Origin of the sequence: Paenibacillus piri, assembly GCF_004354045.1 — a bacterium.
GTDB classification, from domain to species: Bacteria; Bacillota; Bacilli; order Paenibacillales; family NBRC-103111; genus Paenibacillus_S; species Paenibacillus_S piri.
On the sequence record NZ_SMRT01000025.1, the window covers coordinates 1 to 24599 of the forward strand.

Genomic DNA, 24599 nt, shown 5'->3' on the forward strand with positions numbered 1-24599 from the left:
GCGATGTCCTGGGGCGGCAGCCGATCCAGGAAAAACCGTTCGAATACGTCTCGCTCGCGGCTCGTCAGACAATGCAGCAGGCTTCGAATGCCGTCGATCAGCTCCTTACGCAACAAGGCCTGCATCGGGTCGGTCGCCTGTTGTGCCGACTCGAGCGCCCTTTGCCCAAGTCGAAACAAAACCTCGTCGATGTCCCACTGTTCCGTTTCCCGCTGTACAAAGCGGACTACCATAGCGTCGCTTACAGTGGATGGTGTGGTCCCTCCACGATTGGAGAATCCCGACCAGGCCGTGAACGGTCGCTCCTTGCCATGAGGGCCTCCCCGGCGAAGCTTCATGTACGCCTCGTTGCGCACGATCCGCGATAACCACGGGGCGAAGCGCTTCTCGTCCACGAGCGAACCCAGCTTGAGAAAGGCCTTCACCAGCGCTTCCTGCACAATATCCTCGGCCAAATGCGTATCCCGGGTCAGCATCTGCGCCATGCCGACCGCCTTCGCCCGATGCCGGCGCACCAACTCGCCGAAGGCATCCGGGTCGCCTTCCCTTGCCCTGGCCACGAGCTCCTGCTCGGAGTTTGGCTGCTTTTCCGCTTGCAACGTTTTCCCTCCTTCGTCCATAGGAGTTAGATGCCGAAGGTGATAGGATTTCTAACCGGAAGGTGTTGATATTGTTGTATTTTCCTGTAATTCACCTAGCGCTATATTATCGAACTTTGCTGACAACTGAACTTTTTAAATATTCGTGCATTCATTGAACTATCCTGCCCGTTACTTTAATGAAAAAGCAGACTGCCGCGGCGGTCTGCTCGTTTAACTATCGTCTCCGTTAATCTAGACTGATGTGGATATCGACCATTGCCAAACCAGTCAGGAGTTTTAAACCGAAGACTTTCTTCAGATCGGTTTATGTGATCACGAATATCTCTCATGCCTTCCGAACAGAGGGCGAGTAAAATACGTCACTATGCATATGCTGGATTTTGTCCCAGTTGCCGGGATTGGTCGTGTCTGGAGTGCGGTGCTCCAGAATGGCCTGATATAGGGCGGTTTTTTGTTCCAAATGGGCAACGTGCCCTTTGGCTTCTTCGAGCTTAACGAGCGCCGATTCTTTATGCTCCATCATGAGTGCGTATCGTTGCGGAATGGTCGAATCCCCTTCGAGACAGAGATCGACGTACATTTTGATGACTTCAATCGGCATCCCGGATTGCTTGAGGCATTTGACGCCATGCAGCCAGTTGATCGATTCTTCGTCGAACATCCGCATGTTGTTTTGATTGCGCTGTACGCTCGGCACTAGGCCTTTATCCGTGTAAAAGCGCACGGCGTGCTCGGTGAGTCCCGTTATCATGGCGGCTTCTTTAACCGTATGCATGTGTAATCCTCCTTGGAAAATAAATTTTTGAAGGCGGCTTGACTTCGTGTAACACGAAGGTAATAAGCTTATTGTAATGCAAATGAGCCGTAAGCGGAATCCCCGCCCGATTCCCGGGATACGCGCCTTTTGCTGTTATACATTTGAACAATGGGAGGAATTACTATGCAAACCGTAACATTGAACAACGGAGTGAAAATGCCGATCATCGGCTTCGGTGTCTACCAAATTCCCGATGCTGAAGAATGCGAGAACGCAGTATACGAAGCTCTGATGGCCGGTTACCGCCTGATCGACACCGCTGCCGGTTACCTGAACGAGAAAGCGGTCGGACGCGCGATCAAACGCAGTGGCGTACCTCGTGAGGAGCTCTTCATCACGACCAAACTCTGGGTTCAGGATGCCGGCTACGAGAGTGCCAAGCTGGCGTTTGCCAAATCCTTGAAGAAGCTGCAGCTCGATTATCTCGATCTATACCTTATTCACCAGCCGTTCGGCGATTACTACGGCGCTTGGCGTGCGATGGAAGACCTGTACCGCGAAGGCAAGGTCAAGGCGATCGGTGTCAGCAACTTCCTGCCCGACCGTCTGATGGACCTCATCGTGCATAATGAAATCGTGCCCGCCGTCAACCAGATCGAAACGCACCCGTTCTACCAGCAAACTGAGAACGCCGCTTTTATGAAAGAGCAGGGAGTTCAACACCAGTCGTGGGCGCCGTTCGCTGAAGGACTTAACAACATGTTCGGCAACGAAGTGCTGGCCTTGATCGCGGAAAAACACAACAAGTCCGTCGCCCAGGTCGTGTTGCGCTGGCTTGTTCAGCGTGGAGTCGTTGTAATTCCTAAATCGGTGAGAAAAGAGCGGATCGTCGAAAACTTCAACATTTTCGATTTTGAGTTGAGCGCGGACGATATCGAACAAATTTCCGCCCTCGATACGCGGGAAAGTCTTTTCTTATCCTACCACGATCCGAAATTCGCCAAGATGCTGGGCACCTTGAGAGTCGATCTGTAATCCTTGATCGAACCGTAAACTCATCGCGCGTTTATCCTCATCTATTAAGAAAGGACAGGGTGGGCGCCCCTGTCCTTTCTTTACTTGAATTTCAAATTCTAAGAATAGCAAAAATTTTGAGCCATTCTCATTATCAGAAATTAATAGTTTTTGTTGAAATATACTGATCGCCTTCAAGTAAAACTAATTTTTCAGAAACATTAATATTTAACCATTCTACGAAGGCCGATCCATTATAATTGACTCCCCATTTTTCTCCATCTTTATAAATCCAATATTTGTGATCGATTTCTTTATTGTATAGCCACCCGAGAAATTCAGTCTGTAATTGCTCAATCCGTTCTCCCAAAGCTTCTGAAACATCAATAAATTCCCGGTGCATTCCAAAGTCGATACCGACAATCATATTTTCTCTGCTCCTTTGTATTAGGTAATCCCCATTTTACCACACGAACCTGTCAATGACAGAAAGAGCAGCTGCCTCGAAGGCAAACTGCTCCCTGGATCGTCTGCCCGTTAGCGCATAAAGCTACCGGTCGTAACCGCGGCAGTTTATGTCGAAAAGCCGTTCATTGTTATTAGGAGAAACGATCGAGGGTAACCGTAGGACACCAAAACTTTTCGATATATTCAACAACCAATCGGGTGCCTTCCTCGTGGCTCACATAAGGAGCACGTGCAGGATTATACATCGCATCGGTCAAGTCCCGCGATAGAACGACGTTGAATCCCCATCCTCTCAGCCGTTTAATCGCAAAACTTCGGTTCAACACACACATGTTCGTGTGAACCCCCATAAAGATAATGTTTGAAATCCCCTTTTGCGACAGAAAGCTATACACCTCTCTACCGTCGTCTGAAATCCCATCAACGGTCTCATCGATTTCTAATAAAGGATGCTGCCGGCTCCATACGCGGCTGTTGACTTCATGGTAATCTTCTGTATCACTTCCGCCGTCGGAATCGTCGATAGGCAGCCTGTGTTCGGCAATTTCAAGCCTCACGGGTGGTAAATCCATAAGCTGAACCTCCGATACTCTCTTCCTTGCGGGAGAGTCAGCATAAAAAATCATCGTGTCCGAAGGAGCAAATATTATTTGTACTCCTTTTAGTCTCATCGCCTTTAGAACATCATTCATTCGGATTGCCATTTTGGCGACCCTCTCCGTGGCACCTTTGGACCAATGACGATCCCACATGTCGCAAACGAGGATGGCGGTTTGGTTGACGGCAAATCGTTGATCCTTTGTCTCGACACGCCAAGTACGATATCCGTTTTCAGTCAGAATCAGATGCTGGGTTGTTGTGGAAAGATTGATGAACATGTTCTCACCCTCTTTTTACTTTCTGCTATCGTTCTCCGTTAGCGTAACGGTTCATTCATCAAATTCATCATAAGCATCTCCAAGTGGTTGAAAATCCTCTTTCAGCCAGTACCAATGTTCACCATTATTTTGAACCAATTGATTTAGTAATTCAGTGAATGATTTAGCTATTACAGAACATTCTCCCGTAACAGCATGTCGATCCCAAAAACTATCGTAACATTTCCCTGATCGCTTCTGATGCAAATCAATCGAAATGTAGTCGCTATTTCCGTCATGGGCAATTATAAACCAATGGGAAGATATGTCCTCATCAACCTGTTCTCCCACAATGACTGGATTAGATAAGACGAACTCGTCAGGAGGGACGATTTGACAATGATAATCCTTGTTTTCAAAAAGCATCACTCCTCCGCAAAGCTCATAAAAGCGTTTAAGATCCGCGGGGAGGCTGTGACCTTCCGTCCCTGGCATACCTATTGCCGGATTAACTCTACAGTTGGGTAATCTAGATATCTGTCGTAATAATGCCTCTATGTCCTTCAGGCTACATCGTTCCTCTCCTGCTTTCTGCTATCGTATCCATTAGCGTAACGATTTACTGTTGATATTGTTCACCGTGCTATCTGTAACGTTAAGTTTTAGGGCCATCCTATTCGGGATCGCCCTGTTTTTTTCGTCGTTCTATAGATGTCTTAACTTTTCCGGATTGGCGACAGTATAAATCGCTTCGATCTTATGATCTCGATAAGCAAAAGAATAAACATATTGAATCCCTTCATCCAAACGAAGGCGGATTCCGGGGAGCCCATTCACCATGAGGAACGAGTACGTAAATTTACCTGCATGCATGTTCAACACATTTTGATGTAACTTCAGCACTTGCTCAAACCCGACAACAGGCACTTGCGCCGCGCTTACTTTGCCTCCGCCGTCCGTGTAGAGCACAACATTCTCACTAACCAGTTCAAGAAGCTTCGTCGTATTTCCTTGCAACAGTGAATTCACAAACTCTTTAATCTTATCCTCCGCAATGGAAACCGACGGTTGCTGGTCCGGGTCGAAATGGATGCTTTTTTTGGCGCGGTGGAAAATTTGCCGGCAATTCGCACTGCTTTTCCCGACGATATCGGCAATCTCTTCAAACGAATAATGAAAAATCTCTCGAAGAAGAAAAACCGCCCTTTCCGTTGCACTCAATTGCTGCAGAAGCAGAAGATAAGCCGTGGAAATCGACTCCGACCGCAAATACCTATTGGATGGATCGTCGTCCGAAGCCCCTTTTTCAATCAGGGGCTCCGGAAGCCATGGACCGACATACATTTCCCGTTTTTTGGCTGACGAGCGCAGAAGATCAAGACAGCGACACGTTACGATTCTGTATAAGAATGCCCTTTCGTTTCGGATTGTCCCGACGTCAGACAGTCCGTCATAGCTCAAAAAAGCATCTTGTACGATATCTTCCGCATCCATGACGCTGCCGAGCATTCGATAGGCTAACGAAAACAGCTCCGTTTTATAACGTTTATATAATTCCTCTGTGCTCATAAAAGGCATTCCTCTCCTTACCCTCAAGGGAGAGCATGTGTTGTATGGCTCTTTTGGCGCTTGCCGTCGCGGCATCAACCAATACTTCACCGTGCGACGCCCATTCTCCTGCTACATATAATCCTTGTATTTCCGGGACAGCGGGTCCGGGATTCTCATGACGTTTCATATGCATAAAGTCGTGACAAACCGTCATTTTAGGAAGGTATTGCTTGACAATCAATTCTTCCCGCCATCCCGGCTGTATCAAATCCAGCACGCCTTCCAGTTCTTGCAAATCTTTATCCGGGTCCGGTTCTTTCCCTTGGTACTTAATGAGCGATATGACTTGCGCGCCATCGTCGCTTAGATAAGCCGCACGCGATTGATTGGAAATAAGCACGGTCTGATCGATCCCGTATGCAAATTGTTGTTTGGGCTTGGGAAGTCGTTTCAGGGCCACATCCAGGCAAGCCGCGGTGACCTCAATCGCTTGTTCTTTCCAGGTATGAAGGGCGGTTTTTTCTGCAAAGGGCACCAACTCATTTGCGATAGAAGGCGATGTGGCAAGGATAACATGGTGCGTATCGATTTTCGTTCCGTCTTCAAAGAGAACCTGCCGCACGATCCCGCCACGGGTATCGATGGACGAGACTTTGGTATTTGTTAATAACCGCACTCCCAGGTCGGATGCCTTTTTCCGCAATTCCTCGATCAATTCGCCCCAGCCACGATCCAGGTACAACGCGCCTTTAAGGGCATTCTGCAGCTGTTTCAATACAGGACCCGCGGCTGGCAAATCCGGCCCGACCACATAACTGGCGGCACGAAGTAACGAATAAAAGATATTGCGCACCATGGGATCTCGCAAATTCCCTTCGACCCATTCGCGGATACTGATCCGGTCAAATTGACGAGTATCCGCTTTTGAAAGTTTCATAAGACAGGAAGCAAACTCCATCTTTCCTTTCCAAGACAACAGCGGGGTCGTAAACAAGGATTTCTTATCCGAAGGCAAGATGTTCAATTTCCCTTTCCAAACGCCATAAGCGAACGATGAAGGCCGCTTTCCTTGCAAGGTCAGCCCCAATTCCCGGAAAGTCGCGTACGCCTCTCCCTTATACAAGGCATGATTGCCCAGATTAAAGTAAGCTCCTTTTTTCTCGTTGGAAATGGCTCTGCCGCCTAAGCGATTCTGTTTTTCAATGACCACCGTTTGTTTCCCGGCTTTGGCTGCGTAAATAGCAGCGGTTAAACCCGCAATCCCTCCACCAACTACGACCACATCAACCTTTTGCATCGCACATCATCCCTTTCAAATTTTACCTATATGTCGGGCAAGGGATGTGAAGTGTGACAGATACGCAAAAAAAATTTAAGGAGAATCTCTTCGCTTACCCGGATTTTTCAATTCGTTTCCTACTTCATGCTTGTTTCTACTCTTCGCTTCACCACTATTTATGATACGGTTCACCTTGCATTATCTTGAACTATCCTACCCGTTGCGTGGAAACGGCAGCGATCGTCAGGGTCGGCTGCCGCGGTGTCTTTATTCAGCTATCGTCTCCGTTAGCTTAACGACATCCACGACATGACGCCTACTTCAATAAAAAAGGGAACAGGCTACCCGCGGCAGTCTGCTCCCTGGTTATCTTTCTTCCCCGTTACTTTGACATAAAAGGAGTAGAGGTACCACCTAGCCAATCACCAACCAGACCTACTTCTCCTTCATTTGAGATCTCTCAGCTTTGCAAGATCCTCGTCTTTTCTGTCGTTGTGGATCACTATTTTAGCAAGTTCACTCTCAATTTGATTATATTCATCATCTGATAGCTCGACGTCAGCTGCCTCTAGATTCCCTTGAATTCGCTCAATTTTTCAAGGCGAGAGAACGGAACAAAGCAGCCGATACCAGGTTCCTCACATACGGGGATCACATCCTTTTCAAACATCCGCGCCATGATGGAAAATCCGCTCTGAATCGCAGTCAAGGGAGTTACCGCATGTGCGCGTCGGATTTCATCTTAGGATAAATCCATACCCTCGGTCACTTGGCTCCAAATTCGGCAGTGCAAGCCGGCTCCATGGATAAAAACGAAGCCAATTCGCTCGTCGGTGTTTTTATTCAATCGCCCTACTCCTTCGCCATAATGGTTTTATGCCCTTGCAAGCAGCATATCAATTAAATAAGACAGCCGCTGTCATATTTCATCCATAAAACGGTCCATCCATAAAAAACGCCTATTTTTACCACGTCGTGATAAAAATAGGCGTACAGTTGGAAGGCTCGGACTGTGAGCTGCAATACACAGCTAACAGCGCTGGCGACGCTAGCGGCTAACGAGAATACCGTTTTTAAAATAGTAGATGCGTGAGTACTCGATCCCGCCGATCCCTTCATAGAACCACTGTTCCAAGCTTCCGGACTTGAGCCGGTTGTTAGGCCGACCTAGCATAAAGATCACTTGTTCGCCGGTCATCCCGTTTTCCACCTTGCCTTGGCGAATGAGTTCCTTCGTTGCTTCCGGCCAGTCGAAATCTGCCATTGGATCGTTTACGGCAAAAGCATTTTCAATACCGTCGATCGAATGGAATACGTTGACGGATTCCGCTTTACCGTTTGTTATGATCACGGTTGCACCATTATATCCAATCACGTAAACCTGTTGATACTTGAGATAAGTGCCGGATTTATCCATGCCGTTCGTCACATGGGTTACCCATAACACCGGGTGTGCCGCCCAGAAGCTTTCCGCATCCGTATCAAGCTTAAGCTGATTCATTCCTTTGGCGACAAGCTCTGAATTGCCCCAGGAAGTATTTTTTCTAAAATCCCCCGCCGTAATGTCAATCCGATTCTGCTCACCCCAAACGATTTTCATGTTCAGGTACGAGGATAAAAACACCAGCGGGACATAGACCGTTTCATTATCCGTGATGAATGGGTAATCCAAGCGTGTGGTTTGTGCGGCCATTTCCCGATCATAATACGTCATTTTATTGCTGTCCGGCCGCACCAAATAGATGTTGTTGGGCGTTTGAATACGAAGGATACCGTCTACCGTTTCCGTCGCTATTTTCAAATTAGCAACAATCGATGCAAAAGGGATGTAAATCGCGTTGTTATGTACGATTGGCGCAGGATCCGATTTCAAATAGCTTGAGTTGACATAAATTTTATACCCTTCGCTGTCGGCGGGCGGCTCTGCTTCGTCAGGTTCCGCAGTTACAGGAATGCCTTGTTTCCATTCGCCTGCGAACCAAACCTCTCCTTTAATCGAGGTTCCTTTATAAGCCGTCCCTTTGCCATGGGGCAAGCCTTGGTCCAGCTCTCCGTCATAAACGAAAAATTCGCCGTCCAGATTAAAAAAAGGATGTGAGACGATAGTTAGACTGACTTCGTCCGTTTCAACCTTGATCGTCTTGGTGTCCGGGCTGATTTCGAATTTGCCGCCGAACGATTCGCTAATGGAGCGCACGGGAACAAACAATTCATTATAAAAGAGTTTGGGAGCGCCTTCCGTATTTTTTATGTTCCGCGGCGTTTGGATATTCGGATCGTTAGGGCGCAGGGATACTTTGTTACCGCCACCGGTAATGTCGACAAAGGGACTGCCGGCAGGCGAATAAACGGTAAGATGAAGCTTTTCGGCGAGATCAGTTAACGGAACAAGCACATTCCCGTCGATCTGGATACCGATATCCAACGTAAAGCTCGATTTTTTTGCCGCTGAGGCGGGAAGATTGGATAAAGTCAACGTGCACATCATAATGGCAGCCAACATGGAAAACAGCCAAAATAGTTTTTTCATGTTACTCTCCTTTAAAAAATAGTTTTTTAGTACCAGGCAAACGTCAGATTACTTCCTTGATTGAGCATATATTACATATTCTACTAACAATTATAAGATTGTTGTCTATTCATGTCGATTAAAATTTGGGGGAAAGTGTTTCTTAAGACCTGCTTTTTTGACTGATGGCAGGGGACTGCAGGCACAAGGCGAATGTTCTTGCCGCCAAGCCCTTCGGACCGGACGGTCGGGTGCCAATCCTATTGAAACCTAGGATAATGCCCCAGAGTTCTTCTCCCCAACTAGGAGCCATTCAACCTTTGTTCCAAATCCCATGACATTCGAAAGTACTGTATCAACTAATGGCTTATATTTATCTTGTTCCAACTCGCTAAGCGTAGCCTGCGATATCCCAATTCGATTAGAAAAATCAACTTGATTGATTTTATTGAGCTTTCTAATTATTCTTATACGGCTTCCTATTGTCTCGATATAAGTCATCGACTGTTTTCGGCTGCTGCACGCTTCGATGTTCAACAGCATCTGTACGTCGCGCGCCGCGAACGGCGGGGAAAACAAGCCCTTCACTCCCGCCACCGTATTGGCGAGCGGGGCGACCGTGCTATAACCGCTTCCGACCCAAATGTGGTTGAACGGCGCCAGGCTCGCCCGCAGGTCGAAAGTAAAGTCATTCAATTGAAAATTCATAGATTATCCATCCTTTGCGCCATTTTACAGTTGTACGAATGTGGAGATTGCATAAGCATTCCTGCCTGCAGCGACTGTACGGCTCTTGTCTCTTCTACAATATAGCGAGTGCTAGCTGTTCAGGTCGATATTCATTAAATGGGTATTTCCTATGACACGCTTCGAATCCAACGCGATTGAACGTATATATTCATCTTCTTTTGCTGCATATTCATTTTCTGCTATGAAGCGGATCGAAGCGGACTATCGTGAAGCCCTCAACATGATCGGGCGCCCGCTTTTCTTGCAACAAGAAGGGTGACCCGTCTTATCCGTGTTGGGAGCTCCACTAATTTCCTCAATGATAGCGAGTTTCTCCGTACTACGGTATTTTTCTTTAAGCATGAAAAAGCTCCCCCTCAGTAGCAGGTTTATTATTTTACCTGTCTACCGTAAGGGGTTGCTTGGATATGCCGATGATATTCGAAAACTCTATTTGATTAGTCGATTCGTCTTTCGTATGATTCGAATACGATTGTTGAGGAAGTGCTTGGAGTCGGAAATAGAAATCGGAGTAATGATCGAGGAAACCCCTGATATATCAAGGGATTCGGGGCATTGGTTGGAGTAGATGCCCAGGAAAAGAGCGAGAAAAAAGCCGAGCGAGATTCAGGTGAAATCCTGAAAATCGGTCGGCTCAATGGCAAATTTTAAGGGATTACACTGATGCGTATAGAATAAAGTCTCGGTTTATATAACCGCAAATTACTCATTAATAAATTAAAGTTTTCTTGCTTTAAAAACGAAGGACAAGGGAAACATTTTTGCATTGAAAGCAGAATGATATTTCTGTTCAACTTTACTCTCACTTTCAAGGGTTTGTTTATCAGTTTCTTCTATCATTTCCTCAATAAAAAATCCAGCTTTAGATAAAGCGTTAATATACGTTGAAATTTTCCTTTTGCTGAGTGAAACATCATAGTCGTATTTTTCAAACGTAAAAAGATTTTCATCATAATAAGAGCTTTTAACGACAAGATTATCTTCTTCAATTTCCATACATCTCATAACAGGGTGATCCCAGCTAAATATAAAAGTACCATCTTTTTTTAAATAGGATGCGATTAAGTTAAATGTTTTTTGTAAATCGGTAGTCCAGCCGATGGCATATATTGAATAAACAATATCAAAATAACCCTGTGGTAAACCGGGATTCTCTTCCATGGGACTATTGAATAAACGTGCTTCATATCCACAATCTTTTAAATAACGGGCTGTATTTTCAATTTGTTGTGTTGACATATCAAGTCCCCAAAGTTCTGATGCATGATGGTCACCGTGATATTTAAGAGAGTGACCGCTTCCACAACCAATATCAAGAACCTTTTTACCAGACACATCACCAAACAAATGTAAATCTTCTTCGGAAGGTATCAAGCATCCGAGTTGTGGAAGTGCAGTTATACCGACCCATTTGTCAGCAGTACTATCCCAAAACTTTTTGTTTTGTTCTAAAACCCCTTTATTATCAAGAGTGTTTTTTCTTGAATTTAATAATATATTGCTCTTCTTTACGACTGAATCCACCATAATACTCCTCCTAAATAGTTAATCTTTAGTTCGTGATATATTACAAGTGTGTCATATATGTAATTGTAGCAGGTTCCAGTTTATGGTCAATATGTAATTATCCTTCCATTTAGCTTAACAAGCTGCAGCGATCCGTCGGGAATGTCATAATGTTCTTGTCAAAATCGGGAGTGTCCTCAAGTTTTTGTCATCTAATTTTGCAACTTTGGCCCCAACACAGTAAGTGTCGAGTCAACCTGAACGGCCCCAGCTCTCAGAGATATCTAAATTTTTGTTTCAAATAACGTTCAATAACGATGGTCTATTTCCCTTCTTTTGATCGCGGATAAAAGCTATCATCTGGAATAGTTGAGCGACAAACCAGAGAAATATGTATCAAACAACTTATTTTATGAAGATATGTGATAACAGAAAGAGACCCACAGCAACGGGCTGCGGGTCTTAAATTTATATATTAAAAAGGGGGTCGAGTCTTATTATAACCCTGGTTTATTAATGAGAGATGAAAATCAGATTTCATGTTTATTACAAACCATGATTGGACTAACGTTACTAGTTAGTTTAAATACGATTTGGATTTTATTAGATTTTCTGTTTCCTGAATAAGCTCACGCATCATGTTAATAGCTTTATTTAAACAATCTTGATCTTCCGTGATTAAAGTGAAAATCTCATTTATTCTATGGAAGTATTTGCTTGGCACTGTGCTAAATGAATCGGCAATGGCAGTAGCTCCCTTTTCATTCATCAAATAGGTTTCGTTAATTGCAAACAAAACCTGATTCAAGCAGGATACTGATCTGAAACAACATCCAGCGACATAAGATAAATCTTTTTTGTAGATACCCTTATATCCATTATCGAGAGCAAAGGTTGCCTCCCAAAAAAATTTTTGGATGGTAGCTTCTTGAAAAACGGGTGGATATGGGGTTGTTCTACTTTTCAGTTTCCCTACAACTTCCAAAGGATCCCATAACACTTTACACAACGCTACCTCAGCCAAATAAATCGAGTTGGCAAATCCATGGGGATGTCCTGGTTGATAATCCATTGTGATAATTCCCATGACACATTCTTCAATTACACGTGACACTTTATTTTGATCGCGAAATAAAAAATCAACCGGAAATTGATTAACTTTCAACCAGCCGCCGCCATTAATCCATGGTCCCCAGCCGCCTATTTCCGTCACTAAGTTTCCTCTATGGTCGTCATCAATTGCAGCCGTAACCCGACGAAGCTGGGTAATGTCCAGCCCTTTTTCGGAATCGTAGTAGATACCAATATCAATATCAGAGTTTGTGCTTTCAGTTCCCCTAGCTCTTGAACCGCCGAGAACCAGAGCACTTATTCCGCTGATTTGTTTTAAGTTGTCAACAATATTCGAAATTGTGTATTGCACATTCATAAATCGCGCTCCAATCTTGAGTTTGATTATGTCAAGAATAATGAATTACTGTTTTCGCTTCAAGGGAGAGGATTTATTAAACTATCCTGTCCGTTTAGCGTAACGCGGCTGCCGATCCACGCCGACAGCCGCACTATCGTCGTTATTGCTATCGTACCCGTTACTTCAAAAGATTTTGGTAATTGGGGAGGAAATCATCCTTATCGGGTCCTCTAAGATGTTCAAAATTTTTAAGCTCAACTCCAGCCGGAGAGATCCGATATGTAAGTACATCTTCGCCGACAGGTATATGAGGACCTACTATTGGTTGAGCATCTATTGTGATTAAAAAATCAAAACCACGGAAAGCAGCTACCCTTTCAATACTCTTCACATTTACATAATCCGGATGAGTAATTGGTGGTACTGTAACAACATCTGCGTATACCTCAGCAAGCTTCTCTTGCATATGCGGAAGTAGACTTATGACAAGCATATCTTGTAGTTGTAGTTCCCTTGAGTCCTCAAGTGGCTTATTACCAGCTGCATTTGAAGTTTGCTCTGAAAGAGCCTGTTCAGCAACATAGTGAACATCTATTTTTTGTTTGTTATCCGTCTCAGGAGAGGCTTGTGTGTATTTTACAAGAGCACCACTGCTCTCAGCAAATAAACGAAGAGGCACATATGCCTTGTTATTATAGTTAAGCACCTCTTCACCTTCCTGTAGTTGTACTTCTTTGGAGAGTCCGTTAGCTAGAAAAAAAGTAACTTTACTTGGAAAGATTGTTGCTTCAATTACACTCGAGGCAAATACAGAAGTTGTTGCCATTAAGAAGGCACCACACAATACACCTGCAATAAAATGTTTCTTCAATTCGTCCTCTCCTCTTCAAATGCAAATTCTTCTATCTAATTGACGAAGCCAATGTACTGCTTGTTGCAAACACTTTCCAACCAGGCCCGCATCAGAAACCCGCGGTGGACAGCATGCTTGATCAACTGATCGCATGAAGCACTGCGTTGAAAACAATACGCGACTGACCTGACAACAAAAGCCTTGCATTCGTACAAGCCGGGTTTTTACTGACGCGCTGGCGGAACTTTCGGGCCGTGTCACCCCAAAAACGTGACCAATCAAGCAGCCTTCGTGTTGGACAATCTTTACCGATATTGCGCCATTAGTTTGTCCAGCATTTCTCTCATAACATGGATCAACTCGTCTGGCGCTTTTACCTTTGCATCCGTACCCAATCCAATAAAAAATTGGCCGAAAAATGGAAGGCTGCTCGCGGGGATTTGATTGCCCAGCCATCCTGTGCCGTCTTCTCGAACATGAATTTGCATTTTGTGCGCCGACGACAGTTCGGACTCGCATCTCTGCACCCCTGTTGCAGTAAGCTCAACATAAAGTTCCATAGCCGGACTTTCCTCTTCAATGTAAGACTCCCAGTTTCCTGTATGCACTTGCGTCAAATCGACCGCTTTCAGTTCGGACAGTTCAACAGATCTAACCCGGTCACAGCGAAACAAGCGAAAATCGCGGCGGTGAAAGCAATAGGCCGGACAATACCAAAACCCGTTGCTGGCATAAATTCCGATCGGCTGAACATCTCTTGACCGCTTATGCTGTTTCGATTCGTACTCCATGCGCACAACTTTTTGATCGATCGCAGCATTCAGCAACAAGCTCAAATAAGGCGTGCTTGCATGTCTCATCGGCGTAACCAGATCAAATCGTTCCCGCATCCGGTCGATACGATCCCGAATATCTTCCGACATATAAGAGTAAAATTTCCGCAACACTGAATCTGTTTCCGCCTCAAACGGAAGATCCGCGTAGTGCCTCAATGCATGGCTGGCAAAAAATACAGCAAGCGCTTCGCCTTCCGTAAAAGCAACCGGGGGCAGCATTCTCTCGTTAAGCATCTTATATCCCCCATGCTGACCGACCTCCGAATAAAAAGGAACCCCCAGCGCGCTCAACTCCTGCATATCCCGCACAATCGTCCGCGTGGAAACTCCAAATTCACTGGCAAGCTCTTTGGCGTTGAAAGACTTCTTTTTGTTGATGGCCATCATAATCTCGATCAGTCTTTTGGACTTTGCCATTATAAACTCCTTTTCATGTATTAGGACAAGTATTGTCACTATTCTACGATATGATGCTAATGAAGTCCAAAACAACAAAAATTGGACAATTTAATTTAAAAGGAGATGTTTGAATGTCAATTCGCTCAACGTCGTTTATTATGCTGGATGGACAAGCAGCGGAAGCGATTGAGTTTTACCGGGAAGGGTTGAACTCGAAATTACTGTTCAAAACTACGTACGGGGAGGGCAAGGATGCCAATGGTTTGCCTGAAGAAGTGAAAACCCGTATTTCCCATGCCGTGTTGCAAACCGGTGAAAATGATTTGATGGTCGCTGATATCTTTCCGGGGCAACCTTATGTAATCGGAGATCAGGTGAATATTTGCATTACAGCGACGCAACAAAGCGAGATTGAAGAAATGTTTAATAAATTGAGCGAAAAAGGGCAAGTGATGTTCCCGTTACAAGAAACTGAATTCAGTCCCTGCTTCGGAATAGTGAAAGACCGTTTTAACATTACGTTCCAGTTCTTCATGAATGATACAACAAGCAGTTGGAGCTGAAGATAAAAGGCCTTGACCGGGGAGGAATCCCCGGTTCTTTAATGAATAATTTTACAAAGCTTAAATTGTGAAGTTGAATGACCGGCTGTCCGGGCTGAAAAAGAGAACAGGCCACCCGCGGCAGTCTGCTCCCTGGTTATCTTTCTTCCCCATTACTTTGACATAAAAGGAGTAATAGAGCATCACTTCGCTGCGACGGCTTCGATCTTAACGAGCAAATCCGGTGAAGCGAGTGCTTTGACAATAACTACCGTCGTCGCCGGGGCAGGGGTAGGCCTGCGAAACATCCTTAAACAGTTCTTTTAACGTGTCTTGGATTTGTTTGGGTGAAGTGAAATTGTGCCCTTTTACAAACGCACGCAGCTCTTGCTTGGTCCAAAAATTTGTGATGACCTCCCGTCGGATCGTTTGTATGGGTTTAGTATCCCATTTTTATCTGACTTAAGAGGTTACACATTTTATGTTACAGACCCTTTATTTTGTGAGAACCCAAAGTATCCAGTCGTTCGATAATAAAAGACTTAAGTTCATCTTACCGATTTTATCAGAATCAAGCAGATAGGCCTGTTCTCAAGATAGAAATGGAGTTAACTGGAACTCTTTTCAAGCTTACACTCAACCATCATTTCCCTTCCTTAGCACATTTCTGAACTATTCGACAAGGTGATGTTATATCCTGCCAGCAGAAGTGTAATAATCCTTTAATATAATAAATTAAATATAAAGCTCCAACAAGTAAAAATGTAATATTAGAAAAGATAATCATTTAATATTATTTTGATGGCCTAAGGAATTCTCCTTGGGCTAATTCTTATTTAGGAAGAGGGATAAAATGAAAACAAGCAGGCGTATATTGGACATGATCAAGAATAGAATAGAAAAAAAACGGATATATTTCGGTCGAACAGGCAGGAACTAATATCTGGGTAATGGATGCCGGAATTGCTGCCTCCCATTCAGAAAACAGGACAATTGTTGTGAGACTCATACTAAGAACCACTGACAAAAGCGGAACAAGTTCTTATGTCGACGGTACGGACATCTACATAAGTGTAGGTAATGAAATGAAAAAATCGATTTTGGTACGGGAGGATCTCTGGATAGCTGGTCCTCCCATTTTTCATGGCGGCACCGTCCCCGCAGCGCTCGCCTGGGTGCGGGAGCTCGCCGATCCGTTCTACATCCAGCTCAAAGACCCGTTCCTGAAACCAGAACAACGTATCGCCCTGAATGGGCACGACGAGAACTACAAGCTGCCGAGCTCTCAAGACAAGCAAAAGCCATCATCCCCTGATCCCGGCGACTTCGACAAATACTTCTAACCCCTGTTTGACCCCAAAAAAGCGACGGTAGCAACAGGAGCGTCACTAAATGCACCGACGGTACCGTCGAAAATTTTCCTAAGAAATGGAGCGAAACCAATATCGATGACGCTAAGTGAAAAAGAAACACTCGCAATTGCCGCGATCATCCAAGAGCAGTTTGACGAGCACCTATCCCGCTTCCCCTACGCCAGATACCCAGTCGAGCCGCTGGACGAGTGGAAACGAATGTTTTGCGAACTTGCCACCGTGCCAATCACAGCGCTCAGGCGGGCGCTCGGCTGGCAGATCGGAGCCTGGCAGCGAAAAGACCTGCCCTCGGCCCACGGCAGGACGATCCTGAACACCGTCAAGTCTTGGCCCGAATTCGTTCAGAGCGCTGCCTTCGGGGCCGCGCAATCGTTTCGATTCTGGGAGAAGCGCCTGCCCGACTGGCAGCTTCAACGCCGCCGCTTTTCTCCTTAACCTGATGCACCCGGATGACTTCGAAATCGCCGACCAGCACCGCATACAGGCCATGACCGAGCTGCTCAAGGCGATCAACCACCAGGATAGCGAGCAAGCCTTTCTCGTTCCCTGCAAGACCTCGAGCGGTACTCCGAATTTTTCCGCGCGATCATGCCCAAGCTGTCCTTCGGGTCAAGGAATCGGCTGCAGCTAGACCGTTTCCTCAAGGCGTACGGCAACCGGTCAACCTCGACGAGCTCACCGTGGGCCAAGTGACCGAGCGCCTGCCGCTCGGCACAGCTGGCATCTGCAACCCGGCCAGCTATAATTATGCCATGATCGCTCTGTTCGGCAACCAGAAAGGCCGAGATTACTACCAATTGGATAGCCCTGCACTGCGAGAGGCTTTTACGGAACAGGCGAATCAATCTGCACGCGACATGAAGTTCTACATTAAACATGCAAATGAGCACATTAAAATCAATCCGAAATTCCTGAAATTTTGTAGTTCATCATACACCGAAAGGAAGGTGAAAACCATACATATAAACTACAAATGCCAAACTCTTACTGAACAAGAAGATTTACTCGTTAATCGTATCGAAACATGCACCGAAACGATTGATGCTGTGCTGCAAAATGCTCTATCAAAAAGATGGCCCTATCCATCTGAATACCGTCAGAGAAATCATTACGTCCATGCACGAAGTTCAAGTTAAGCTTGAACGAAAGCTACTGCTTTTGAAAATCGAAAAAAGGCTTGCTGCCCGACATATGGACCGCAAGCCTTCATGAGCGCCAGCAACCTATTTGTTTTTCAGCTTCTCCCACCCGAAAACAGACCGCAACACTTTCAGTGCTATCTGTTCGGTGAAAATAAAGTTTTAGACTGGAGTCGTTGATTTAACGCGGTTTTTGAATTGATGAATCGTCAGCTTTTGATAAATAAGTTTTAGACTGATCCCTTAAAAGAAGCAGCGGCGAACCAAGACGTGAAAAATAAAGTCATAGACTGCCGCTGTAGTCATTCAAATAACGTACCCTTTAGTATAACAATGCATCATCTCTGCAGTCCCCGAAAGAGTTAATGCACAATGAGGACTGGGCAACTTGATAGCTGTGAAACCTTGTGGCTGACACTTCCAAGCATCATTTCTTTTATGCCACTTAGCCCACGGCTCCCAATAATAATGAGTTGCTGCTCGGTATTCCCTGCATATTTTAATATTTCATGTGCAGGATCTCCCTTAAGATGAACTGTTTCCGGGTTAATCCCCGCAGATTTTAATTTAGATTTGGCTTGTTGCAGCTGTTCCAAACTCGCTTTCTCCATTTCGTTCAATATTTCTTCCAAGAATTTCTCTGGTACATATGTCATGCCATTCAACACATATTCCTGGCTGACATTAACCAAGGTAACTTGAGTTTGTTTGTTTTGGGCTATTTCAATGGTTGCATCGAGGAGTTTGTTCGTTATTTCAGCTTTATCAATGGTCACCATAATTTTGTCAAACATATTTATCATCCTTTCCGTGGCAGCTCGTAACTATTTCGGCTACCTACAAAACGGTTTCTTGCTGCTCCTATACCGACTAAAAAGAGTAAGACCGCAGCGCCAAGCAGAATGAAAAGTGGCAGGTTCCAACTATTTGTCGCATCATGCAGATATCCTATAAGAGCAGGACCGACTGCGGCAAAAAGATATCCGATCGATTGCGCCATGCCAGACAGTTTCGCTGCTTGATGCGCATTTTCAGTACGTAACCCGAAAAACATCATGGACAAACTAAAGGCGAAGCCTCCACCAATTCCGAGCATGATGATCCACAACAGAATCATATTGGAGCTTCCGTAAAGAAGTCCAATCGTTCCCGTCAAAAGCAAAATGGTTGTAATGACCACTAACAACCGTTGGCTAGACATGCGCCCAGCAATAACGGGGACAATAAAGGCAAATGGAAGCATAACTAACTGCATGATCGAGAGGTACCATCCGGATTGGTTGGAGTGAATTCCTTGCTGCTTTAAAATTTCAGGCAACCATGCGATCAACACATAGAAAATCATGGACTGTATACCCATAAACAAAGTTACTTGCCAGGCAATGGGGGATTGCCAGACATTCACATCGTTGCTGGTCATCTGTTGACTCGTCGTGTTTGTTTGCTTCGTTTGATTTCTTAATTGGGGTAACCAACAGAGGATCGATACAAAGCTTAGAATCCCCCATATTCCCAATGCTCCCTGCCATTTTAGACCTACGCTCACGGCTAGAGGCACACTGATTCCCGATGCGATTGCTCCACATAAACTCATTGAAATGGAGTAAACACCTGTCATGGAGCCAATTTTATTTGGGAAATCCCTTTTGATTATACTTGGCAATAATACATTACATACGGCAATTGCGAATCCAAGAATTGCTGTCCCAATAAACAGATTAGCTGCGCCAGATAAAGAACGTATTACAATACCTACAGTCAGAAAGAGTAAGGCGATCATTATGATACGTTCAACCCCATACCTTTGTCCTAATTTTGGTACTAGAGGCGATAATAAAGCAAAGGCAAGCAAGGGTACCGTTGTGATCAGACCTGCTAATGTATTTGAAATATGAACATCATCCCTTATTAGGCTCACTAAAGGACTGACTGATGTTAAGGGAGTACGTAAATTAGCTGCAATAACAATAATGCCGAGAATGATCAGCCCTATAGAGGATGGTACGGCTTTATTATTTTGTTTGTTCGGCATTCTTAATTTCTCCTTCCTGAATTCTTACGTATTATTTGCTTCCTGCTGATTAAAAAAAACGATACATCCGCGCGAACAAATAAAGTATATTATAGTATATAATTTTTATCAATAAGTATTTTATAATATACTTTGATTCATCTAAAAACAAAAATACAACTCTGAAATTCCCGTCATGGAATTCAGAGTTGTATTTAATAAGTGGAATTTTCGACTTTAGAAATCGTACTTCAAGGATATATGGAGCACTGTTTCGCTATCCGTATGATTGGTATAAGAATGAGGACAATCTGCACGAAAACTGATAGTATCATATTGATTCAATGTGTAAATCTCTCCATTGACTTGAATTTCAATGGAACCAGTCATGACTGTCGCAATTTCAGTTGTATTGACATGATGACCTTCAGGCTGATACGAGCTATTTGGCTGTAAGTAAGCCCGACACATTTCAATATCGTTACTTTTAAAGATTGGTTCAATGATCCAATTTTTTTGATCATTAGAAAAACGCAGTCCTTCACCTGCTCGATACAAACTAGCAGAGTCTTCTGATTTGAACAAAGCCAATAGCGGTAAAGATATACCTTTTGAAATTTTCCATATAATCGCCAAAGTTGGATTTGTCTCGCCACGTTCGATATTACCTAGAGTAAGTTTGCTTACGCCCGTTAGTTCCGATAAGTCGTCTAAGCTCATGTTTTTTTCTTTTCTGTACTTTTTCAAGGCAACACCGATTTGTAATACAATTTCTTTTGATTCATTGATTTCATCCATTAGATTCACCTCAACAAAAAACAGTTATAGCTAGTATATTATTTATCTAGATTCTTTTCCATACGAGTAGTATTTGATGGTGGACTACACTCCTATGAAAAAATAATCTGCCCGTTTAGCTTAATGAAACTTCGTCAGTCTAATACTTTATTTACTCAGTCTACAACTTTATTTTCCTAGTCTAATACTTTATTTTTCAGTCTAATACTTTATTTTTTTCTAACACTATCTCCCGATCCTCAGGGGGCCGGTCAACCAAGAGTCCGACGATCTTACCTAACGCATCTTTTCGCTTCATAGGGTCAAGAAAACGAAATATCTCCTCAAATGATACGCCTAGCCCTTCAATAATTTTCTCCAAAGTTTCGAGCGTTAAGTTTTTCTCACCCCGCTCCACCTGACCCAAATAGTTTGTATGTATACCCGCCAACCAATGCAAGCACACTGGTGGCTTACCTCAGATCGGCTATTCGGTCGATCCGTTAACCAAGCAATACGTCATCAACGAGGACGAGCGTGGCATCGTCAAAACGGTTTTCTCTATGTTTCTCGCAGGCCATGGATATAACCAAATCATCCGGGAACTCGCCGAGAAAGGCTACAAGTCGCGCTACGGTCGCCCCATCAGCAAAGGCTCCTTGTACAACATTCTCAGCTGCGAGAAGTACACCGGAACATACATTTTCAACCTGACCGACGGCAAAGACGCGGAAGGCAAGCGTAACAGCAATCGCAAGTAGAGTGATGAAGATGTAATCCGAGTGGAAGGCGGATTTCGAAAAGGCCCAAGAAAAAATGAACGGCAACAAGAAATCTCCTGGTTCGTATAAAGCGAAGGAAATGTACCTACTGAGCCGGCTGATCGTGTGCGGGGAGTGCCTAAAGAACGTAGGCCCCGCTTTCTCCATGATGGGTAACACCAAGTTCAGCGGGCGCAATAAGCTAAAGTATGTCACCTGTCGCTGTGGAAATCGGGATCGGACCTATTCCCATGCTTGCAAAGCAGCTAAACGATTTTCAGCGGTCAAAAGAAGCGGGCATCGAAGAAACGAAGGAACGGTTGGAAAAGAGCTTGGAGGGCATCGAACGGCAAATTGCGAATATTGTCAACGCCATCGCCAGTGGCGTATCCAACGCCACACTCATCGACAAGCTGGAGGAACTGGAGAAACAGAAACTCAGCATTGAGCAGAAACTGCTTGAGGTTGTATTTCTTGACCGTACGGGACTTCACATTCATGATGCAGGCAACGGTTTTCTGCGATACCTGGACGCCTTGTCTCTTCAAGACTTGCCACACCTTAGGGTGTAATGCCCCCTATTGTCAAGACACGATTTTTTGAGGAATAAGTTAATCCTCCTTGTCGTGTAGTCTAGCAATTTAGGATGCGATTTTTTCAGATGAATGGGCATAGAATTGATCGGGCTTTGCTCCGCCTAGCGATTTATGAGGCCGTTCCTGGTTGTAAAATTGAACATAACGAGCTATCCCTTTACGCAGCGCGCGAGGGTCTTCGAATTCGTTGAGGAAGATACATTCGTACTTGAGCGACCGAAAATAACGCTCTGTTCGGCTGTTATCCGTTGCCCGGCCTTTACCGTCCATCGAGACCTTCACTTCTGCTTTCTCTAGCAGTTCAAGATAACCAGCATTGGTGAAATGGGAGCCCTGGTCGCTGTTCATAATCTCGGGCTTACCGAGGCTGAATGCGCGTTTTAGGCATCTCAGAACAAAGCCCTTTTCGAGCGTGTTGGACAGTTCTCGTCTTCCCTCCGAAATGGATGATCTGATGGAACTTAGTATGTCCCATTTATATCCGTTTCAAAGGTTCCACGTTTCATTTTACAGACCCTTTGGTTCGGGAGATAAGGACTCAAATGAGAACTAGAATAAAGAAAACTACTCGTCTATTTATTATTATCTTAATTTCTGCGGGAGTCTCTTTATTCTTTTGTACTTATAATAATAAGCTGGATAAGATCAACATATTAAATGACGATATTATTGTAAACTTATTAAGTGGATTACTAGCTTTATCAATCGCTGTAATTACTCTTATTTATACCTTACTTGATAAAATACGCGAAAAATTAAAAAAATTTAATAATGAAGAAATTGATAAAAAAGTTGCTGCACTATTTAAATCCTTGCAAAATGATACTTGGGCAATTCTTATCTTCTTAGTAACGATCATTGTAGTTATTTTATTACGAGATACGGACGTGCCTTTGGCCTTCTTCGCAATTGCTGATATTGTTTCAACATTATTTTCGTTGTTAAATACATTGAGTAAAATACCAACTAAATAAGCTCCAAGCTCTTTCATGTAATACTAATTAGAGTAACGGTGGTAATCGGACCCGCCGGCATACCATTAAATATCTAACGGTATGCTTGCGTCTGTTTCTGTGCCGGGTCCGATGTGTAGGTATTGTGTACAATTTCGGGGGTGTTTGATGTGAGGGAAATCCAATATATGGATTTAGATACAGGTTCGCAAAATTATCAGTTTGCTCAAGTAAATAGATTTCCGGATATGTGTCCACACTGTAATACTGGTATTGATGTGATTGATCGACAAGGATATTTGAAAACCGGCATTCTTCAAGTAGTCTTTTTTTGTCCTATTAATTCTTGCTCAAAAATATTTATTGCAATATATCATAAAATGATAGTCAAGAATCCCCTAGATCCTTTTCAATATTCCTTACATGGCACTCAACCACGAAGACAGCCCTCAGGACAGAGTTTCGATGAAATAATTACTAAACTATCACCTGAATTCGTAAGTATATATAAGCAATCAGCTCGGGCCGAAGAGTATGGATTAAATCAAGTTTGTGGTATTGGTTATCGTAAATCTTTGGAATTCCTTATTAAGGACTACCTTGTAAGTAAGAATCCTGAGAGGAGGGAAGAGATTTTAAAAAAGCCACTTGGCCAGTGCATTAAAGATGATATCAGTGATACTCGAATAAAGAATATGGCAAAGCTGGCAACTTGGCTTGGCAATGATGAAACCCACTATATACGAAAACATGAAGATATGAACATTGATGATCTAAAGAAACTAATCGAGGCAACCAGATACTGGATTTCAATGGAATCAACAACCTCTGATTACGAAGACCGGCTTACTTAAATACCAATAAATCAATTAATTGGGATAGTGCAGTAAAACAAAAAGCAAGCCCAGATAATAGAGGTTGAAGGCGACCTGAACCCAACGAAGTAATTATGAAAATGGGAGCCCTAGAGTTAATTCCAAGGCTCCGCCAGTAAACTATTGACTGAAATGAGTTTTACACATATTTTACACATAAGGTTTTAAAAACATTGATATATCGACCGCTTTAGACAATTATTTACGTCCTCCTGGGACTTATGATAAAAGCCACGTGTGGCTTTTTTGCGTTTTAGGGGAAGATTAGGAACCCTCGACCGAGGGGGGACGTCGGAGCACGTTGCCATTCCCGGAATGGCGGCGCGAAGTCTCGACCAAAGGGAGAGTATCCCTCCTGGGACGCACTTAGGTTATTATAAGGTAAATCATAAAACGCTAGAATCCTTGGTACGTAAGGTTTTTTTTGGGGGGGGTCGTTGTCCAAGAATATCATAGAAAAACATAAGAAATGAATTCTTTCTACACAAATTCTACACACGCCACCTTTCAATTTGACTCAAGCATTTTCCCGAAAATCCTCGTAGTATGGTTTTCATCTTCTTTACGTAACTCCTTTATGATGTGGGCATAATATGGTTTACTGTATCGACAATTCGGATAGATGGAGGTAATTATCATGTATGAAGGTGTGGTTATGCGCGAAAAGATCAATCCTAACAGAGCAAAAGACGTTTGAATGAGTTTCGCCCCGAGTCCATCGGGGCTATTTTTATGCTCAAAGAGTAGAGGGGGTGTCCGCTTTGCCGGATGAACACAACA

27 protein-coding genes are annotated in these 24599 nt (G+C 44.1%); 9 read left to right on the plus strand and 18 right to left on the minus strand.

From position 1 onward, the window contains the following. Together E1757_RS31610 and E1757_RS31615 are read right to left on the minus strand one after the other, a co-directional pair. A partial coding sequence (locus E1757_RS31610; RefSeq protein ID WP_165972375.1) for an RNA polymerase sigma factor occupies nucleotides 1-560 on the minus strand: 560 nt, incomplete at its 3' end. Nucleotides 561-927: 367 nt separating this feature from the next. Continuing rightward, complete coding sequence (locus E1757_RS31615) at nucleotides 928-1377, minus strand: MerR family transcriptional regulator (protein WP_133235829.1); 450 nt, start codon at nucleotides 1375-1377, stop codon at nucleotides 928-930. 165 nt (nucleotides 1378-1542) lie between these two features. Between E1757_RS31615 and E1757_RS31620 the strand changes: the two genes are divergently transcribed. After that, nucleotides 1543-2394, plus strand: a complete 852-nt coding sequence (locus tag E1757_RS31620) for an aldo/keto reductase (RefSeq protein WP_133235831.1) — start codon at nucleotides 1543-1545, stop codon at nucleotides 2392-2394. A 133-nt stretch (nucleotides 2395-2527) separates the two neighbouring features. On the opposite strand, the gene E1757_RS31625 is transcribed toward E1757_RS31620, so the two are convergent. From E1757_RS31625 to E1757_RS31685, 11 genes are all read right to left on the minus strand, one after another. Beyond that, nucleotides 2528-2800, minus strand: coding sequence for a hypothetical protein (locus E1757_RS31625; RefSeq protein ID WP_133235833.1), 273 nt, complete (start codon nucleotides 2798-2800; stop codon nucleotides 2528-2530). A 172-nt stretch (nucleotides 2801-2972) separates the two neighbouring features. After that, nucleotides 2973-3719: a cysteine hydrolase family protein gene (locus tag E1757_RS31630; protein ID WP_133235835.1), complete on the minus strand. Its 747-nt coding sequence runs from the start codon at nucleotides 3717-3719 to the stop codon at nucleotides 2973-2975. Between the two features lie 51 nt (nucleotides 3720-3770). Then, nucleotides 3771-4265 (minus strand): SMI1/KNR4 family protein, encoded by a 495-nt coding sequence (locus E1757_RS31635; RefSeq protein WP_133235837.1) that lies wholly within the window; start codon nucleotides 4263-4265, stop codon nucleotides 3771-3773. A 138-nt stretch (nucleotides 4266-4403) separates the two neighbouring features. Continuing rightward, the gene (gene sigJ / locus E1757_RS31640; protein WP_133235839.1) at nucleotides 4404-5267 is read right to left on the minus strand and encodes an RNA polymerase sigma factor SigJ; all 864 of its coding nucleotides are present in this window, start codon (nucleotides 5265-5267) and stop codon (nucleotides 4404-4406) included. Then, entirely contained in the window at nucleotides 5245-6546 is a 1302-nt protein-coding gene (locus E1757_RS31645; protein ID WP_133235841.1) for a phytoene desaturase family protein, read from the minus strand. The genes sigJ and E1757_RS31645 overlap by 23 nt, the downstream gene beginning before the upstream one ends. A gap of 1030 nt (nucleotides 6547-7576) precedes the next feature. Next, nucleotides 7577-9058, minus strand: coding sequence for a stalk domain-containing protein (locus E1757_RS31660; protein WP_133235843.1), 1482 nt, complete (start codon nucleotides 9056-9058; stop codon nucleotides 7577-7579). 249 nt (nucleotides 9059-9307) lie between these two features. After that, nucleotides 9308-9745 carry a helix-turn-helix domain-containing protein gene (locus E1757_RS31665; RefSeq protein ID WP_133235845.1) on the minus strand — a complete coding sequence of 146 codons (438 nt, stop codon included), beginning with the start codon at nucleotides 9743-9745 and terminating at the stop codon, nucleotides 9308-9310. A 759-nt stretch (nucleotides 9746-10504) separates the two neighbouring features. Continuing rightward, the gene (locus tag E1757_RS31670; RefSeq protein WP_133235847.1) at nucleotides 10505-11314 is read right to left on the minus strand and encodes a class I SAM-dependent methyltransferase; all 810 of its coding nucleotides are present in this window, start codon (nucleotides 11312-11314) and stop codon (nucleotides 10505-10507) included. Nucleotides 11315-11870: 556 nt separating this feature from the next. Next, the gene (locus E1757_RS31675; RefSeq protein WP_133235849.1) at nucleotides 11871-12722 is read right to left on the minus strand and encodes a nucleotidyltransferase domain-containing protein; all 852 of its coding nucleotides are present in this window, start codon (nucleotides 12720-12722) and stop codon (nucleotides 11871-11873) included. Between the two features lie 160 nt (nucleotides 12723-12882). After that, nucleotides 12883-13575 (minus strand): DUF3888 domain-containing protein, encoded by a 693-nt coding sequence (locus E1757_RS31680; RefSeq protein WP_133235851.1) that lies wholly within the window; start codon nucleotides 13573-13575, stop codon nucleotides 12883-12885. A gap of 287 nt (nucleotides 13576-13862) precedes the next feature. Next, nucleotides 13863-14810: a helix-turn-helix transcriptional regulator gene (locus E1757_RS31685; protein WP_133235917.1), complete on the minus strand. Its 948-nt coding sequence runs from the start codon at nucleotides 14808-14810 to the stop codon at nucleotides 13863-13865. 113 nt (nucleotides 14811-14923) lie between these two features. Here E1757_RS31685 and E1757_RS31690 point away from each other — a divergent pair, with 113 nt between their 5' ends. The 4 genes from E1757_RS31690 (at nucleotide 14924) to E1757_RS36150 (ending at nucleotide 17843) form a co-directional block, all read left to right on the plus strand. Then, nucleotides 14924-15355, plus strand: coding sequence for a VOC family protein (locus tag E1757_RS31690; protein WP_133235853.1), 432 nt, complete (start codon nucleotides 14924-14926; stop codon nucleotides 15353-15355). Between the two features lie 1064 nt (nucleotides 15356-16419). Further along, nucleotides 16420-16677 (plus strand): hypothetical protein, encoded by a 258-nt coding sequence (locus E1757_RS31700; protein WP_133235855.1) that lies wholly within the window; start codon nucleotides 16420-16422, stop codon nucleotides 16675-16677. Between the two features lie 105 nt (nucleotides 16678-16782). After that, the gene (locus E1757_RS36145) at nucleotides 16783-17142 is read left to right on the plus strand and encodes a hypothetical protein (protein WP_181956718.1); all 360 of its coding nucleotides are present in this window, start codon (nucleotides 16783-16785) and stop codon (nucleotides 17140-17142) included. A gap of 245 nt (nucleotides 17143-17387) precedes the next feature. Further along, nucleotides 17388-17843: a hypothetical protein gene (locus tag E1757_RS36150; protein WP_181956719.1), complete on the plus strand. Its 456-nt coding sequence runs from the start codon at nucleotides 17388-17390 to the stop codon at nucleotides 17841-17843. A 365-nt stretch (nucleotides 17844-18208) separates the two neighbouring features. Here E1757_RS36150 and E1757_RS31710 read toward each other — a convergent pair whose 3' ends face one another. The 4 genes from E1757_RS31710 to E1757_RS37355 form a co-directional block, all read right to left on the minus strand. Then, on the minus strand, nucleotides 18209-18640 hold the full coding sequence (locus E1757_RS31710) for a universal stress protein (RefSeq protein WP_133235857.1): 432 nt from the start codon (nucleotides 18638-18640) through the stop codon (nucleotides 18209-18211). 5 nt (nucleotides 18641-18645) lie between these two features. Then, the gene (locus E1757_RS31715) at nucleotides 18646-19878 is read right to left on the minus strand and encodes a CynX/NimT family MFS transporter (RefSeq protein ID WP_133235859.1); all 1233 of its coding nucleotides are present in this window, start codon (nucleotides 19876-19878) and stop codon (nucleotides 18646-18648) included. 216 nt (nucleotides 19879-20094) lie between these two features. Then, complete coding sequence (locus tag E1757_RS31720; RefSeq protein WP_057308466.1) at nucleotides 20095-20655, minus strand: helix-turn-helix domain-containing protein; 561 nt, start codon at nucleotides 20653-20655, stop codon at nucleotides 20095-20097. Nucleotides 20656-20851: 196 nt separating this feature from the next. Next, nucleotides 20852-21100 (minus strand): helix-turn-helix domain-containing protein, encoded by a 249-nt coding sequence (locus tag E1757_RS37355; protein WP_133235861.1) that lies wholly within the window; start codon nucleotides 21098-21100, stop codon nucleotides 20852-20854. A gap of 97 nt (nucleotides 21101-21197) precedes the next feature. Between E1757_RS37355 and E1757_RS36740 the strand changes: the two genes are divergently transcribed. Together E1757_RS36740 and E1757_RS36745 are read left to right on the plus strand one after the other, a co-directional pair. Beyond that, entirely contained in the window at nucleotides 21198-21395 is a 198-nt protein-coding gene (locus tag E1757_RS36740; protein ID WP_246079675.1) for a recombinase family protein, read from the plus strand. A gap of 209 nt (nucleotides 21396-21604) precedes the next feature. Continuing rightward, on the plus strand, nucleotides 21605-21967 hold the full coding sequence (locus E1757_RS36745; protein ID WP_246079676.1) for a hypothetical protein: 363 nt from the start codon (nucleotides 21605-21607) through the stop codon (nucleotides 21965-21967). A 69-nt stretch (nucleotides 21968-22036) separates the two neighbouring features. Here E1757_RS36745 and E1757_RS31735 read toward each other — a convergent pair whose 3' ends face one another. Then, a complete protein-coding gene (locus E1757_RS31735) occupies nucleotides 22037-22339 on the minus strand; it encodes an integrase core domain-containing protein (RefSeq protein WP_342774620.1) in 303 nt (100 codons plus the stop codon). Nucleotides 22340-22533: 194 nt separating this feature from the next. Here E1757_RS31735 and E1757_RS31740 point away from each other — a divergent pair, with 194 nt between their 5' ends. Both E1757_RS31740 and E1757_RS31745 read left to right on the plus strand, forming a co-directional pair. Next, entirely contained in the window at nucleotides 22534-22965 is a 432-nt protein-coding gene (locus E1757_RS31740; protein WP_133235863.1) for a hypothetical protein, read from the plus strand. Between the two features lie 167 nt (nucleotides 22966-23132). Next, nucleotides 23133-23798: a DUF4145 domain-containing protein gene (locus tag E1757_RS31745; protein WP_220446562.1), complete on the plus strand. Its 666-nt coding sequence runs from the start codon at nucleotides 23133-23135 to the stop codon at nucleotides 23796-23798. Nucleotides 23799-24599 lie beyond the last annotated feature (801 nt).

Bases quoted from the DNA above. Each gene is read 5' to 3' on its own strand.
- E1757_RS31615 (WP_133235829.1), bottom strand. From the start codon at position 1,377: ATGCATACGGTTAAAGAAGCCGCCATGATAACGGGACTCACCGAGCAC.
- E1757_RS31620 (WP_133235831.1), top strand. From the start codon at position 1,543: ATGCAAACCGTAACATTGAACAACGGAGTGAAAATGCCGATCATCGGC.
- E1757_RS31625 (WP_133235833.1), bottom strand. From the start codon at position 2,800: ATGATTGTCGGTATCGACTTTGGAATGCACCGGGAATTTATTGATGTT.
- E1757_RS31630 (WP_133235835.1), bottom strand. From the start codon at position 3,719: ATGTTCATCAATCTTTCCACAACAACCCAGCATCTGATTCTGACTGAA.
- sigJ (WP_133235839.1), bottom strand. From the start codon at position 5,267: ATGAGCACAGAGGAATTATATAAACGTTATAAAACGGAGCTGTTTTCG.
- E1757_RS31645 (WP_133235841.1), bottom strand. From the start codon at position 6,546: ATGCAAAAGGTTGATGTGGTCGTAGTTGGTGGAGGGATTGCGGGTTTA.
- E1757_RS31660 (WP_133235843.1), bottom strand. From the start codon at position 9,058: ATGAAAAAACTATTTTGGCTGTTTTCCATGTTGGCTGCCATTATGATG.
- E1757_RS31665 (WP_133235845.1), bottom strand. From the start codon at position 9,745: ATGAATTTTCAATTGAATGACTTTACTTTCGACCTGCGGGCGAGCCTG.
- E1757_RS31670 (WP_133235847.1), bottom strand. From the start codon at position 11,314: ATGGTGGATTCAGTCGTAAAGAAGAGCAATATATTATTAAATTCAAGA.
- E1757_RS31675 (WP_133235849.1), bottom strand. From the start codon at position 12,722: ATGAATGTGCAATACACAATTTCGAATATTGTTGACAACTTAAAACAA.
- E1757_RS31685 (WP_133235917.1), bottom strand. From the start codon at position 14,810: ATGGCAAAGTCCAAAAGACTGATCGAGATTATGATGGCCATCAACAAA.
- E1757_RS31690 (WP_133235853.1), top strand. From the start codon at position 14,924: ATGTCAATTCGCTCAACGTCGTTTATTATGCTGGATGGACAAGCAGCG.
- E1757_RS31700 (WP_133235855.1), top strand. From the start codon at position 16,420: ATGAAAAAATCGATTTTGGTACGGGAGGATCTCTGGATAGCTGGTCCT.
- E1757_RS36145 (WP_181956718.1), top strand. From the start codon at position 16,783: ATGACGCTAAGTGAAAAAGAAACACTCGCAATTGCCGCGATCATCCAA.
- E1757_RS31710 (WP_133235857.1), bottom strand. From the start codon at position 18,640: ATGTTTGACAAAATTATGGTGACCATTGATAAAGCTGAAATAACGAAC.
- E1757_RS31715 (WP_133235859.1), bottom strand. From the start codon at position 19,878: ATGCCGAACAAACAAAATAATAAAGCCGTACCATCCTCTATAGGGCTG.
- E1757_RS31720 (WP_057308466.1), bottom strand. From the start codon at position 20,655: ATGGATGAAATCAATGAATCAAAAGAAATTGTATTACAAATCGGTGTT.
- E1757_RS36740 (WP_246079675.1), top strand. From the start codon at position 21,198: ATGTTTCTCGCAGGCCATGGATATAACCAAATCATCCGGGAACTCGCC.
- E1757_RS36745 (WP_246079676.1), top strand. From the start codon at position 21,605: ATGTCACCTGTCGCTGTGGAAATCGGGATCGGACCTATTCCCATGCTT.
- E1757_RS31735 (WP_342774620.1), bottom strand. From the start codon at position 22,339: ATGAACAGCGACCAGGGCTCCCATTTCACCAATGCTGGTTATCTTGAA.
- E1757_RS31740 (WP_133235863.1), top strand. From the start codon at position 22,534: ATGAGAACTAGAATAAAGAAAACTACTCGTCTATTTATTATTATCTTA.
- E1757_RS31745 (WP_220446562.1), top strand. From the start codon at position 23,133: ATGGATTTAGATACAGGTTCGCAAAATTATCAGTTTGCTCAAGTAAAT.